The 14,749-nt window shown below is 45.3% G+C and carries 13 protein-coding genes; 1 reads left to right on the top strand and 12 read right to left on the bottom strand.

What is annotated here, in order from left to right:
* The first annotated feature begins 68 nt into the window (after positions 1-68).
* The gene (locus ACTWPX_RS03470) at positions 69-221 is read left to right on the top strand and encodes a hypothetical protein (protein WP_443118531.1); all 153 of its coding nucleotides are present in this window, start codon (positions 69-71) and stop codon (positions 219-221) included.
* A gap of 128 nt (positions 222-349) precedes the next feature.
* On the opposite strand, the gene ACTWPX_RS03465 is transcribed toward ACTWPX_RS03470, so the two are convergent.
* From ACTWPX_RS03465 to ACTWPX_RS03410, 12 genes are all read right to left on the bottom strand, one after another.
* Positions 350-784: a DMT family transporter gene (locus ACTWPX_RS03465; RefSeq protein ID WP_443118530.1), complete on the bottom strand. Its 435-nt coding sequence runs from the start codon at positions 782-784 to the stop codon at positions 350-352.
* A gap of 177 nt (positions 785-961) precedes the next feature.
* A complete protein-coding gene (locus ACTWPX_RS03460) occupies positions 962-3,136 on the bottom strand; it encodes an FUSC family protein (RefSeq protein ID WP_443118529.1) in 2,175 nt (724 codons plus the stop codon).
* 159 nt (positions 3,137-3,295) lie between these two features.
* Positions 3,296-3,568 carry a hypothetical protein gene (locus ACTWPX_RS03455; RefSeq protein ID WP_443118528.1) on the bottom strand — a complete coding sequence of 91 codons (273 nt, stop codon included), beginning with the start codon at positions 3,566-3,568 and terminating at the stop codon, positions 3,296-3,298.
* Positions 3,569-3,631: 63 nt separating this feature from the next.
* Positions 3,632-4,261 (bottom strand): orotate phosphoribosyltransferase, encoded by a 630-nt coding sequence (pyrE, locus tag ACTWPX_RS03450; RefSeq protein ID WP_443118527.1) that lies wholly within the window; start codon positions 4,259-4,261, stop codon positions 3,632-3,634.
* Complete coding sequence (pyrF, locus tag ACTWPX_RS03445; RefSeq protein ID WP_443118526.1) at positions 4,236-4,958, bottom strand: orotidine-5'-phosphate decarboxylase; 723 nt, start codon at positions 4,956-4,958, stop codon at positions 4,236-4,238. Before pyrF ends, pyrE begins: the two co-directional genes overlap by 26 nt.
* Positions 4,924-5,856, bottom strand: coding sequence for a dihydroorotate dehydrogenase (locus ACTWPX_RS03440; protein WP_443118525.1), 933 nt, complete (start codon positions 5,854-5,856; stop codon positions 4,924-4,926). The genes pyrF and ACTWPX_RS03440 overlap by 35 nt, the downstream gene beginning before the upstream one ends.
* Complete coding sequence (locus ACTWPX_RS03435; protein WP_443118524.1) at positions 5,853-6,614, bottom strand: dihydroorotate dehydrogenase electron transfer subunit; 762 nt, start codon at positions 6,612-6,614, stop codon at positions 5,853-5,855. Before ACTWPX_RS03435 ends, ACTWPX_RS03440 begins: the two co-directional genes overlap by 4 nt.
* Positions 6,611-9,811, bottom strand: coding sequence for a carbamoyl-phosphate synthase large subunit (gene carB / locus ACTWPX_RS03430; RefSeq protein ID WP_443118523.1), 3,201 nt, complete (start codon positions 9,809-9,811; stop codon positions 6,611-6,613). Before carB ends, ACTWPX_RS03435 begins: the two co-directional genes overlap by 4 nt.
* Positions 9,790-10,899, bottom strand: a complete 1,110-nt coding sequence (locus ACTWPX_RS03425; protein ID WP_443118522.1) for a carbamoyl phosphate synthase small subunit — start codon at positions 10,897-10,899, stop codon at positions 9,790-9,792. Before ACTWPX_RS03425 ends, carB begins: the two co-directional genes overlap by 22 nt.
* A complete protein-coding gene (locus ACTWPX_RS03420) occupies positions 10,880-12,169 on the bottom strand; it encodes a dihydroorotase (protein ID WP_443118521.1) in 1,290 nt (429 codons plus the stop codon). Before ACTWPX_RS03420 ends, ACTWPX_RS03425 begins: the two co-directional genes overlap by 20 nt.
* A complete protein-coding gene (locus ACTWPX_RS03415; protein WP_443118989.1) occupies positions 12,170-13,048 on the bottom strand; it encodes an aspartate carbamoyltransferase catalytic subunit in 879 nt (292 codons plus the stop codon).
* A gap of 181 nt (positions 13,049-13,229) precedes the next feature.
* The gene (locus ACTWPX_RS03410; RefSeq protein WP_281975604.1) at positions 13,230-14,618 is read right to left on the bottom strand and encodes a solute carrier family 23 protein; all 1,389 of its coding nucleotides are present in this window, start codon (positions 14,616-14,618) and stop codon (positions 13,230-13,232) included.
* Between the last annotated feature and the right edge of the window lie 131 nt (positions 14,619-14,749).

Below are 14,749 nucleotides of genomic sequence, written 5' to 3'. Positions count from 1 at the left end.
TTTCTTTTATAATCAATGGAAATCACTCTTTTCAGATGGGCTTCTGTTGTTTCCACGATGAGCGTACGGTGGTGACGCCTGCGGGAACAGCGCGAGCCGAAGATCCACTTGGTCAAGGGATCTTCTTGAACAAGTTAGCTGAGGCCGTGCCCGCGGCAAGCACCCACCGACAAGCGATTCGTGAGAAGCAACAACAAACATTAACTGCTCTTCTAGATTGAAAAGTTTTTTTCAGTAGCCTCGCGAATAGCCGTCTATCCGCGGAAAGCGAGTGATTTCCCGCACCTTCAATCTATATCCTTAGTAACGGAAACTTTGTATTATATGTATAAATTATAACAGGTTACAGCTACTTCTTTGTGTATAGAATGATTGCAATAAGCATCAAGACCATCCCAGCTATCCGCTGACCATCTAATGGAATTTGTCTCATGCCCAGCCACCCATAATGGTCGATCAAAGAACTTGCAATCAACTGCGCTGAGATAAGGGTGAAAATTGCAGCACCTACCCCGATACGCGGCACAGATAAAACCATGACCGACACAAAAAAGGCTCCCAGCAATCCTCCGGTGAGCTGCCACTTCGGAACCTGAAAAACCTGTATGATGTTCCCTCTTCCGAAAAAAAGCATAACGATGAATAAGACGACTGTACCTACTAAAAAGGATACAAACGCACCTTCAAACACTCCGATTTTCTGACCTAAGCCACCATTCACCGAGGATTGTATAGCCACACCTACCCCACCGATAAAAACAAGCAGCATCAATATCCATTGCATACCGTTGCACCTCTCTCCTGCTGTATTTCTTTAAATCGATTCTTTCCATCCACCAGGAAACTTCTTTTGCAATAAGTACTAGTATTTCAAACCTGGATAATTTTCTCAATCATTACGACTCTCAAATGCTTCAAAAATGAACCCGTCCCTCTTATGAGGGGCAGGTAAGTGATCCAGCTAACTCTCTTTATTTTTTTCATCCAAACCAAGCTCCTCTCCGATCAATAGCAAGGCTTGATTGATTTTCCATATATAGTATAAATGATGGACAAGATCCCCTTGATTTTCATGATGACCAGGGGCACGGCGTTCAATTTCTTCCCGTTCTGAATGCAAATTATAGAAGGATCCGGAAATTTCCTTCGTTTCAATCAGCGCTTTAAGGACTTGGATGTTATGACTCAATTTTTCTTCCATCGAATGGAATAGCATACCGACTTCATCAGGATATTGAAAGTTCTTTTGATAGGAAGACGCCACTAAGTGCTTGGCGTAATAGTTGATCGCAGTGAATAGTGTGATCAATCTCGGTAGCCCTGAATACTTCCTCCCCCCGGGCCCCTGTAATATAGGCTTTGACTCGTCCTCGATCGCTTGAATTTTTTCATCCATATCGAAGGCGAGATCGGCTAGGCCTTTGACACTCGCCATTTTTTGAAAGCTTTTCACATACTCTGTGACATATGCATCGAGGTCCACTAAATAATCGATGAATACTTCTGATACTTTATCCATCGTTCTCGTAGGATAAATCAATGCAGAAACACCGAGAGCGATCGCTGCACCCGCAATCGTATCCACCACTCTTGCTTCAAGCAGCTCATAGCTGATACCTCCAAGAATCAAATCATACATGAAAGCAATCAACATCGTAATGAACATAGTCATCAATGTATAGGATACGGAGAGTAAATAAAAGGCAAGAAAGATGACGGTAAACAGTAACACGACTTCTAATTCTGAATGCCCCGACACCAATTTCGCTAAAATGAAACCGATTCCTGCCCCAATGACCGTGCCAATTGACCGTTCCAATCCTTTCAGGTATGTGCGGCCTACCGTTTCTGTTCCTAATTGCACAATGAACGTGGTCAATAAAACCCAATATGGTTGAATGGGGGAGATCAAATAACCGACTATGATTGCTATCGTACCAGCGATCAGCGACTGTATCGCTTTTTTGGTGGTCGGTTTCATTCCTTCATCCTCTTCTTCCTCTTCCTCCTCAGCCGGTCCTTCCTCGATAGTTTCAAAAGCAGATAGGTCCCGGATATAATATTGGACATCGATGGCGCCTTTCGTTACATGGGTCGCGATCGCCTCGATCCGACGCAATAAATAAAGCCACCCTTCTGGTTGATCCATTCTTTGTTCAAAAAGATCATCAATCGTCTGTCGAAGCGAATGGACGACCTTTTCTGCTTCCTGTAAATTCTGTTCTTGGTGTGCTTCATCAAGAACGTCGGCGTTTTTCAAAGTTGATATGACTTCTACCAATATTGTGCGTAGCTCCACCGTTTCCAGTGCGTCATCTTTTTTCAATTTCTGTAAACTATCTGACAGGGTCATTATGAACATTGCTGCATCGAAGACATAGAGACGCAGTTGATTCGGCTTCAATCCCGGCCAAAGCTTACGAATGTCCTGGGCATTCAAGTCGGTGGCTACATTGCTTGCATATTTGCGAAGCTTGCCGATGTTATAGTCCAATTTCTTCTTTCTTGACTCTTTGATTTCTGGATCCTCTATGATTTCAATTAGAAGGTGAAAGGTGAGATTCGCCTGTCGATGAAAAGACTGCATACTTCTTTTCAGCATTTGAACAGAATCCTTGAACAAAATGAAATTGTAAAGAAAGGCGTAGCTTACACCTATAACGATCGCCACATAAAACCAGGGAAATTGGTCTGGAGAAAGTTGTAAAAAAGATGAAAAATAAACAGTGAAAAAACCGATCATCCCAAGGGAAAAGTAACGGCTACCGAACCTGGAGAAATAAAAGCTGCTGAATATGATGACTATCATCAGGGTGGAAACCAAGAAAGCATTCCAAGCTAGCAAAGATCCGAGCGTAACCCCTATTCCAGCTGATAAGGCAAGTAACGCTGTCGTCACTTGCTTTTTTTCTTTCGTTTCATCCATCACTATCATAATTCCCATTAAGCCGGCAATCCCTGAAATGATTGAAGGAAGTAAAGTTTGCTGGTCCAACAAGTTGAGAATCATCATCGTTGTAAATACAGATGAAATGAGACTGACTGTGGCTTTTCCTGCCTGATTAAGTCTTTTCCGTCCCGGATCCGAAGCAAGCAGCCGGCGCAGCCAGTAAGATTGAACGAAAGGCACCTTCATGGTGACCCCCCTTCCTTTATGTAGTATGTTCGGTTACTTTACCTATCGTAATTCGTTTTCCATTCAAGGACAACTGATACACTCCTGTTTTTCTTACAGAATCAGTATTCAGGTACTGTTATTTTCAACGATAAAAAAGCCACGAGGGATTTCGTGGCTTCATGTCAAGAAATAGGCAAAAATCGCAATGGATCCAAGATAGGAAAAAATCGCCTGTGCCCAATACCGCTTCTGTTCCCTTTTCAACATATAAACATTCCATATGATGAAAATGGTTATTGAACCAGCAAGGCTAAGCAATGGTTCCCAGGACCACATCGATTCCATAAAAGAGAACGCCACCCATGTATATAAATAAACGAAACATGTCAATAAACCGAGGGAGGCATTCATGAGAATGAAAAAAGAATGTTTGTTGGATTTCATCATCATCACCAATACTCTTTGATGTCTTCATCCTACTAGGAGCTACCTTAAATAGCAACTCCTGGTTTTTTAAGATTGTGTAAAAACATAAGGGTCCTGGCGCCATTTTTCCATCAGCTTACGCTCATCTGCTTTCATGACGTTCTCTTCTACAAGTTGATCAAGAAGGTTCTCATAGCTTGCGATGGCACTATAGGTGTAACCCTTTTCCGTAAATGCTTCCTCCGCTCTTTTCAATCCGTAGGTGAAGATCGATAAAACTTCCACGACCTCTACTCCCGCTTTTTCCAATGCATCTGCTGCTGCAATGGAAGACTTTCCTGTGGAAATCAGATCTTCAATGACAACAACTCTCTGACCTGATTCAATCTGGCCTTCAATTTGATTGCCTTTGCCGTGTTTCTTAGCAGAAGATCGTACATATACCATCGGCAAGTCCATCTGGTCTGCTACCCAGGCAGCATGAGGGATGCCAGCTGTGGCACAGCCAGCTATCACACCGATAGCCGGCTCGATCCTGTTGATTTTTTTTACGAACGTTTCTGCAATCTGCCTTCGTATCTTCGGGTAAGACATTGTCAACCGGTTATCACAATAAACCGGTGACTTAATACCAGAGGTCCAAGTGAAAAAATCTTCCGTTTCTATTCTGACCGCACCGATCGCTAGTAAATCACTGATGAGTTGTTGGTTCTTCATTATGGAAAGCCTCCTTGATCTGTTCATATGCAGCTGCCGGATTGTCCGCTTCTCTGATCGCCCGTCCGACAACGATGGCGTCACTCCCTTTTTCATGTGCGACTTCTGGTGTTGCTACACGTTTTTGATCATGGGTCTCCCCACCATTCGGTCGGATGCCAGGAGTCAATGTTAAAAGGTTGGTGTGTGTTTTTACCAGTTCTGCTTCTTCAACCGAACAAACGACTCCGTCCATTCCGCTCTTTTCCGCAATCTCGGCAAAATGACGGACCACTTCTGGGAGCTTATGTGAAAGCAGCAATTCCTCTTCCACCATCGTTTGATCGGAGGATGTCAACATTGTCACAGCAAGTAGTAGTGGGCGCTTTCCTTGCGCACCTTCTTCCAGTCCTTCTTTTGCAGCTCTCATCATCGTTGTGCCGCCCTGAGCATGGACGTTGACAACATCAACATCCAGCTTTGCTATATTACGCATCGACCGTCTGACAGTTTCCGGGATGTCATGTAACTTCAAGTCGAGGAAAATGTCATGCCCCTGTTGTTTCAATTGGGTGATCACTTCAGGTCCTTCTCGATAAAAAAGCTCCATCCCCACCTTGACAGGAATTCCTTCCAGACGGTGTTTTTTCAAAAATTGAACAGCTTCAATTCCTGTTTCAAAGTCAAGAGCGAAATACACGGTTTTCAGTTGACTCATCATGTGCACCTCCAATAACTTCTTCCACCGACGTGAAGCCATATTTTTGCAGCGTATTTGGTAACTCATCAATGATTTCTTTACATATTAAAGGGTTTTTGAAGTTGGCACTGCCGACCGCTACGGCGCTTGCCCCAGCGAGAAGGTATTCAATGACATCTTCAGCACTTTCAATACCACCCATACCGATAATCGGCAAGTTGACCGCTTCATATACTTGATGGATCATCCGGATGCTCACAGGTTTGATGGCGGCGCCTGAGAGCCCACCTGTCTTATTTGACAGGATCGGCTTTCTTGTTTTCGGATCGATTCGCATTGCCGTCAATGTATTGATCATGGACAAACCGCTTGCTCCCGCCACTTCTACAGCCTTTGCCATAGTTATAATGTCCGTTACATTCGGTGAGAGCTTCACATAGACAGGCACACGGCTTGCTTCAACGACACGTCTAGTCACATCTTCGGCAAGACCTGCGTCTGTACCGAACTGGACACCACCCTCTTTCACATTTGGACAGGAAATGTTCAGTTCTAGTGCATCTACATGTTCCGATATTTTTTCAGCGACCTCTACATATTCATCCACCGTTCCTCCAGCGACATTAGCAATGATCGGCATGCCGTGTTCTTTCAAAAATGGAATTTCTTCTGTAATGATCCCTTCCACTCCTGGATTTTGCAGACCGATCGCATTCAACATACCGCTGGAGGCTTCAGCAACCCTTGGTGTATCATTTCCGAAACGCTTTTCTGCGGTTGCCGCTTTCATGATGACGGCTCCCAGCTCGGACAACTCGTAAAATTGTGCGAACTCTTTCCCGAACCCGAAACACCCGGAGGCAGGCATGATTGGATTCTTCAAAGTTAAGCCTGGCAGTGATAGGTTCATATTCATTTTAAAACAACCTCCCTGGAATCAAAGACAGGACCATCACAACAAATTCTCCTGTAGCCTTTCTCATCATGCGATTCAACTACACAAGCAAAACATGCCCCTATGCCGCAGCCCATCCGTTCTTCCATCGAAATATATCCGGGAACATCTGGAAGCTCATGAGAAACTGCTTTCAACATAACTGTCGGACCGCAGGTGAAGTACATATCGAATGTTCCTTGCAGATCAGCAAGCAGATCTGTAACTCTTCCTTGATGACCAAGCGTTCCATCATCCGTGGTCACAAACACGTCGCCCAGCGCACCGAATTCTTTTATCAAAAAGGCATCAGATCGGGATTGGAATCCTAAAATACTGGTGACGTGGATACCTTTATCTCTCAGCTGTCTTGCCAGGTTATAGAGTGGCGGTACACCGATGCCTCCGCCGATGAGGAGCGCATGTTTACATTCGACCTCATCGACCGGAAACCCTTTCCCTCCTGGACCAAGCACATCCAATTGGTTACCTGCCTTTTTTTCTGTCAAAGCTTCTGTCCCCTTACCCAACACTTTATATAGAAGAGTCATTGTGCCATTTTGCGGGTCAATATCACATATAGAAACCGGTCTTCTCAAATAGTAATCACTGCCGATTCGGATATGGACAAACTGACCAGGTTGCACTACCTCATCAGCCATAGCCCCTTTAAGAATCATCCGATACGTATCTTTCGCAACCAAATGATGCTCAGTGATCTCCATTAGTTCACGTTTCATTCGGTCACTCCTTCCATCGGGGTGATGGCTCGAGCACTGAAGGACATAGCGTTGATGACATCAACAATCGACTTAGCTGTATCCAGGCTTGTCAGACAAGCGATGCCATGCTCGACCGCTTCCCGACGAATTCTGAAGCCGTCCGACCTTGCACGCATCCCCTTGTTCAGTGTGTTCACGACGACTTGTACCTCGCCTGTCTGGATCAAATCGATGACGTCGCGCTGATCTGAGCCTACTTTCCCGACCGCCTCCACTGGAATATCCGCTTGTTGAATGATTGTAGCAGTTCCTTCTGTAGCAAACAGTCTGAAACCAAGTTCGTAAAAGGTGCGCGCAATCTCAAGCATTTCTCCTTTATCTTTATCTGCTACTGTCAAGAGTACAGAGCCTTGAGTGGGGATTTTCAATCCTGCTGATGTCATTCCTTTGTAAAGGGCTTTTTCAAGTGTCTGATCATACCCGATGACTTCCCCGGTCGATTTCATTTCAGGTCCCAGCGTTGTATCAACACTACGCAGTTTTTCAAATGAGAACACAGGGACTTTCACATAGACGCCGTCCGGTTTACGGGCTACCCCTGAACTATACCCGTGTGCCTGTAAAGAATCACCAAGGATGACTTGAGTAGCCAGCCTCGCCATAGGCACCCCTGTAATCTTACTTAAGAAAGGTACTGTTCTGCTCGCCCGTGGGTTGACTTCAAGCACATAAGCTGTCCCTTTGAAAACGACGAACTGAATATTGATCAATCCTTTCATATTCAGTTCGCGGGCAATTTTCGTTGTCGCTTCCACACATTGGTTTTCAAGTTCTTGTGTGAGGCGCTGGGTCGGATAAACAGCCATGGAATCCCCTGAATGGACCCCTGCGCGTTCAATATGTTCCATAATCCCAGGAATAAAAACATCTTTTCCATCTGAAATCGCATCGACTTCTATTTCCATCCCTGTCATATATTTATCAATCAATATCGGATGACCATTATGAACAGTTACATTGTTTTCTAAATAAGATTCTAATTCCTCATCTGAATAGACGATTGCCATCGCCCGCCCACCAAGTACGTAGGATGGTCGTACAACTAGAGGATAACCGATTTTCTCAGCTGCCTTGTAAGCTTCTTCTTCACTTGTGACGCTTTCTCCTCCTGGTTTAGGGATTTCAAGTTTGTTCAGCAACTGTTCGAATAAATCGCGGTCTTCTGTTTGGTCGATCGACTCCATTGTTGTTCCGAGAATCCTGACTCCTTCACTGGTTAATTCATCCACAAGGTTGATAGCTGTCTGACCACCGAATTGTACGATGACTCCTTCTGGCTGCTCTAAATCGATGACATTCATGACATCCTCAAGTGTCAGTGGTTCAAAATACAATTTATCTGAGACACTGAAGTCTGTGGAAACCGTCTCTGGGTTATTGTTCATAATGATAGCTTCATAACCCATTTCTTTCAGTGCCAGCACTGAGTGGACAGTCGCATAGTCGAACTCGACTCCTTGACCGATCCGGATGGGTCCGGAGCCGATAACGAGCACTTTTTTGTTCGATGAAGCAATGGATTCATTTTCGTCTTCATAACTGCTATAAAAATAAGGAGTTTCAGAAACGAATTCCCCTGCACAAGTGTCGACCATTTTATAAACCGGACGGATGCCTCTCTCTCTTCTCACTTGTAAAACTTCTGATGCGGTCGTTCCTGTTAACCTTGCAATTTGTTGATCAGAGAAGCCAGTCTTTTTCACTGATTCCAGTACCCCTGAAGTGAGTCCATGTTGACTTATTTCTCTTTCCAAATCTATGATTCGCTTCAGTTTGTGTAAGAAGAAGTAATCAATGCCTGTCATATCATGGATCTCATCTAAACGATAGCCTCTTCTTAAAGCCTCTGCCAATAGGAAGATTCTCTCATCGTCCGCACGTTTCATACGTGAGCAAAGTTCTTCCTCTGATAGTTTCAATGCTGAATTCAAGTAAAGCTCTTCTGTCTCTCCTTCCAGGGAACGGACCCCTTTCAAAAGAGATTCTTCCAGCGTACGCCCGATGCTCATCACTTCACCCGTCGCCTTCATCTGTGTACCAAGGCTCCTGTTTCCTTTGGCGAATTTATCAAATGGCCACCGGGGGATTTTTGTGACTACATAATCAAGTGCTGGTTCAAAACAGGCGTAAGTTGTCCCGGTGATTGGATTCTTGATTTCATCCAGAGTCATGCCGACAGCGATCTTGGCTGCCAGCTTAGCAATCGGATAGCCGGTCGCTTTTGAGGCGAGTGCGGAAGAACGACTGACCCTTGGATTGACTTCTATGATGTAGTACTGGAAACTGTGCGGGTCTAAAGCAAGCTGGACGTTGCAGCCTCCTTCGATTTCTAATGCCTGAATGATCTCCAGTGAAGCATTTCTCAACATCTGGTATTCCCGATCACTGAGCGTTTGTGAAGGAGCGACGACTATAGAATCTCCTGTATGAATACCGACGGGATCGAAATTCTCCATGTTACAAACGACGATTTTATTATCAAGGTGATCACGCATCACTTCATATTCAACTTCTTTGAATCCAGCGATATTCTTTTCAATTAAGCACTGATTGACAGGTGATAATGCCAATCCGTTTCTCGCTGTTTCTTTCAGCTGTGCTTCGTCATCACACATCCCGCCGCCGGCTCCTCCCATCGTATAAGCAGGTCTTACAATGACCGGGTAGCCGATCTCTTCTGCGAAAGTCAACGCCCCTTCTACTGAACTGACAATCTCACTTTCCGGCACAGGCTGGTCCATTTCATGCATCAACGAACGGAACTTCTCCCTGTCCTCTGCTCGTTGAATGGCATCCAGAGGTGTTCCTAACAGCTCTACGTCATATTGATCAAGGATTCCTGATTCACTCAGCTCTACGGCAAGATTCAGCCCTGTCTGACCTCCAAGCGTCGGCAGAATTGCCTCAGGTTTCTCTTTACGGATGATCTTTTGTAAAAATTCCAAGGTGAGCGGTTCCATATAAACTTGGTCTGCAAACGTATGATCTGTCATGATCGTTGCCGGATTCGAGTTTGCTAGAATGACTTCATACCCTTCTTCTTTCAAAGATTGACAAGCTTGTGTCCCTGAGTAATCGAACTCTGCTGCCTGACCAATGACGATCGGTCCAGAACCGATGACAAGAATTTTTGTTAAATCTGTACGCTTAGGCATGAGGCATCCTCCTTTAATGTCGTTTGGTCATTCTTAATTCTGGTCAAAAATTCATCGAACAAGTGGGCGGTATCCTCTGGCCCTGGTGAGCTTTCAGGATGATACTGGACACTGAAGACCGGATGATGGTTATGATTCAATCCTTCTACCGACTCATCGTTTAAAGAGAATTGTGTAACAGTCAAATTTGTCTGCTCCAAAGAGTGCCGATCTACGGCATAGCCGTGGTTTTGTGAAGTCATATATGTCCTTCCTGTACCTAAATCCTTAACTGGCTGATTGGCACCCCGGTGGCCGAATTTCATCTTAGAAGTATCTCCCCCACAAGCAAGAGCAATCAATTGATGACCTAAACATATACCGAACACAGGCATGCGGGTGATCAGCTGGCGGATCGTCTGAATCGCTTCCGGTACGTCTTTCGGGTCCCCAGGTCCATTAGATAACATCACCCCATCCGGTTTCAGGCGTTCAATTTCCTCTGCTGAGGTATGGTAAGGGACGACAGTGACATGACAGTGACGCTTTGTGAATTCACGTAAGATTCCATGCTTCATTCCAAAATCCATCAGTACGATTCGTTTTCCTCTGCCTGGAACGACATATGGCTTGACCGTAGACACTTGTTTGACCTGGTCTCTTTGTAAAGGAGTACTTTCGAGAATTTTTAAAGTTTCTTCAAGTGAGCGGTCGGTGGTTGTGAGCATCGCTTTCATCGTGCCGTGCTGGCGGATGATTTTGGTTAATTTCCTCGTATCGATCCCGCTGATTCCGGGAATGTTTTTAGCTTTCAGAAAAGCATCAAGCGTTTCTTCACTTCTGAAATTGGAAGGATGCTCACAATGTTCTTTAACAATCACACCGAGTATAGCCGGGTTGACCGTTTCAAAATCATCCCGGTTGATTCCATAATTTCCGACCAGTGGATAAGTGAAGGTAACAAGCTGTCCACAGTAGGAAGGGTCAGAAATCACTTCCTGATATCCAGTCATTCCAGTGTTGAAAACGACTTCCCCGATACTTTCTCTATCACTCCCGAATCCCTCACCTGCGAATACTGTTCCATCTTCAAGCACGAGTTGTCTCATATGAAGTCTCCTCCCACACTATATTTCCGTTGACAATAGTAAGTACCGGCCACCCTTTCACTGTCCATCCATGAAAAGGTGTGTTCTTTCCTTTTGACAAAAACCTGTGTCTGTCAATCGCTTCCTTTTTATCTAAATCAACAATCGTCAAGTCAGCGGGCGCTCCTGTCTTTAATGTTCCATAAGGCAAACCGAAAGTTTCTGCCGGCTTGATGGTCAGCCAGTCAATCAACTGTTCCATCGGTGCAAGTCCCTTCTCGACCACATGGGTATATAAAAGTGGAAATGCTGTTTCCAATCCAGTAATTCCGAAAGGGGAGGATAAAAAACCCTGTTGCTTATCTTCTTCTGTATGTGGCGCATGATCTGTCGCGATAAAGTCGATCGTCCCGTCCAACAACCCTTGAATCAATGCTTGCTGATCCTCTTTTGAACGGAGAGGCGGGTTCATTTTGTAAAAACCATCATCTTCCGGAATGTCACTTTCATTCAGAAGTAAGTGGTGTGGTGTAACTTCTGCAGTCACCTTTATACCCGCCTTTTTTGCATCGCGGATGACGCGGACGGATTCTTTCGTTGATACGTGGCATACATGGTAATGACACCCTGTTGCTTCTGCTAACAAAACATCTCTGGCGATCTGCACAGACTCTGCTATGTTCGCAATTCCAGGCAAATTCAAACGTTCACTCACTTCACCGAGGTGGGAGACCCCCTTATAGAGGAGGGTATTATCTTCACAGTGAGCCACAATCGCTTTGTTCAAACGGCTGGCTTCTTTCATGGCTTCATACATCTTACCCGCGGACTGCACCCCTACACCATCATCAGTGAAGGCGAACGCTCCTTTCTCACTTAACGCATCCATATCAACAAGGTCACTTCCGATTTGACGGGTTGTGATGGAAGCATAAGGGAGCACTCTCACTCGTGCATCCTTATCAATTCTTTCAAGCACATCATCCATGACTGCTGCTGAATCCGGAACAGGTGTTGTGTTCGGCATCGCGCATACAGTCGTAAAACCACCCTTGGCTGCTGATTTTGTCCCGGTAAGAATCGTTTCTTTAGCTTCCCCTCCAGGTTCCCTTAAATGGACATGGACATCTACTAATCCCGGTAAAATCAGGTTACCCTTCGCATCAATCGTGGCATCTGCCTCTCCCACTTCTTCGCCAGTTTCGACGATCGTACCTTGATCGATCAGGACCTCACCGATAATATAACTCCCATTTTCCAAGAGCTTTCCATTCGTTATTTTCATTTTCATTTATAGTTCCCCTTTCATAAGTGCTTCGATTACGGCCATTCTTACATTTACGCCGTTGGCCATTTGCTTGAAAATCCTCGACTTTCCTGATTCGACGAGCGAGCTGTCAATCTCGACTCCCCTGTTCACAGGTGCTGGATGCAGGATAATGCTGTCAGGTTTCATTCGAGCTTCTCTTTCTATCGTCAGGCCAAAGTCCTTCAGGTAGGAGGATGTCGCATCCCCTTTCTCATGCCTCTCATGTTGGATTCTCAGCAGCATCAAAACGTCACAACGATCAACCGCCTCATCCATCGTAATGTAATGGTTGGAAAGGGAATCATCCTGCCATTCAGGTTTGGTTACAAAAAACACATTGGCGCCCAGCTGTTTTAATGCAAAGGCGTTGGACCTGGCCACACGACTGTGTTTCAAATCACCAGCAATGCAGACATCTAAGCCTTGGAAATATTGAAAATGTTCATGGATCGTGTACAGGTCGAGCAGTGACTGCGTCGGATGTTCCCCGCAACCATCACCGGCATTAATTAAGGAAAGGTTCAATCCTTCTGCACAATGATCTAACAGCCCGGATTCCGATTGACGGACGACAGCGAGCTCCACACCAATGGACTCAAGTGTCTTCAAAGTGTCGTATAAACTTTCTCCTTTTACTAGGCTTGAATCCGTACCGTCCAATTGGAGCACATCCATTCCAAGTCTCCGTTGAGCGATGTGAAAACTGCTCTTAGTCCTTGTGCTTGGTTCAAGAAACAAATTGGCAGCGAACTTTCCCTTGAAGGAGGGAATCTCCTTCATCTGTTCCATTTTCCTTGCAATGGAAAACAGGTGGTGAATTTTGTCGTTCGTCATGTGTTTCATTGACAACAAGTGATGCAATGTCTTAATTGCAGGCATTCTCATCTCTCCAATCTATTATTAATAGATATATCAAAGGATAAAAAGAGCACCCCCTGGTGTCGGGGGTGCTCTGCTCGTCGCATGCCGAACGAGCCAATCCCTCGTACACCTTTTGAGCCTCACGGGACCCGGTTAAAACGTGTTTGAGTGTTGGTTGTATTTACGCTACATATTCCTTGTTCTTTTCATTTTCAAGCTCCGGCGCTTCAAACATGCTGCCGTTTCCACGCCCTTTCTCTTTACCTGGAAGAATCAGGTTCAAAATAACTCCGATGATAGCTGCAAGAGCCATTCCAGCAATCTGCACCCGATCTGTCACTTGGATATATGCGCCGCCTACCCCGATGACCAGGATGACAGAGGCGACAATCAAATTCCTTTTTTCGCCGAAATCAATTTGATTGTCGATCAGCATACGGAGCCCGCTTGAGGCGATGATTCCGAAAAGCAGGATGGATACGCCTCCCATGACCGCCGTCGGGATCGAACTGATGACTGCGGTCACCATGCCGATAAATCCGAAGACTATGGCAATGACAGCCGCTCCTCCGATGACGAAGACGCTGTACACACGAGTGATAGCTAATACACCGATATTCTCACCATAAGTCGTATTTGGCGGTCCACCCAGGCATGAGGCGATGAATGTTGCCACACCGTCCCCAAGAATTGATTTATCAAGCCCGGGATTTTTCAAAAAATTCTTCCCGACGACTTTGGATAAGACCATTTGATCCCCTGTATGCTCGGTGATCGTTACAAGGGCAAATGGTACCATCAGAAAGGCGATTTCCCAGCTGATCACATCCATCGGAGAAAAATCGACGAAAGGGACGACAAACTCGGGCATTTTGAAAATGGCTGAAAGGAGACCAGCTAATGACCCCGCGCTGGTAATGGCACTCCATTCCGCTTGGATTGCGCTTGTGTCGACAATTCCCTGAGTGAAGGCAAAGGCATATCCCCCGCAAATCCCGAAAAGAATCGGCAGTAAGGAGAAGAAGCCTTTAAAGAAAATCGAAGCAATGATCGTGATGGCTAAGGTCACTAAGGCGACCATGAAGTGTGTGCCGCTATACACATTTTCTTCCTGGCCAGGCAGATACATCGCCATGTCGATGGCAGTTGAAGCAAGCCCGAGACCGATCACAATAATGACTGGTCCGACAACAATCGGAGGAAGTAAATTCATCAACCATTTCGTTCCGAATATAGAGATTAAGAGTGCGACTAAACCGTAAACCAGACCTGCGAGGAAGCTCCCGACCATCGCTCCGGCAACTCCGCTTGATTTTGATACTTCGATGATTGGATAAATAAAAGCAAAGCTCGACCCCAGATAGGCTGGGACTTTTCCTCTTGTGATCAAAAGATAAGCAAGTGTACCAAAACCGCTTGAAACAAGGGCTACCGATGGTGATAATCCTGTTAAGAACGGAACGAGGATGGTCGCTCCGAACATTGCGAATAAATGTTGTAAACTGAGTGTCAGCCATTTATGCATTTTAGGTACTTCATTTACATCCAGAGCTGCTTCGTGTTGTTTCATGATTTATTTCCTCCTTTGTAATCAATGAAGGCCGCCTTGGGAAGCGAGCCTTTCATTCCCATCCAGCAATATATTTTTCCCTTTGACCATCCGTTTCCCATAAAAAAACCTCTTTGCGCTTAAAAGTACGC

The organism is Halobacillus sp. H74, from assembly GCF_052246715.1.
GTDB classification, from domain to species: Bacteria; Bacillota; Bacilli; order Bacillales; family Halobacillaceae; genus Halobacillus; species Halobacillus litoralis_A.
Note: the sequence above shows the minus strand (reverse complement) of the source record. Positions and strands in the feature narration are given on the sequence as shown.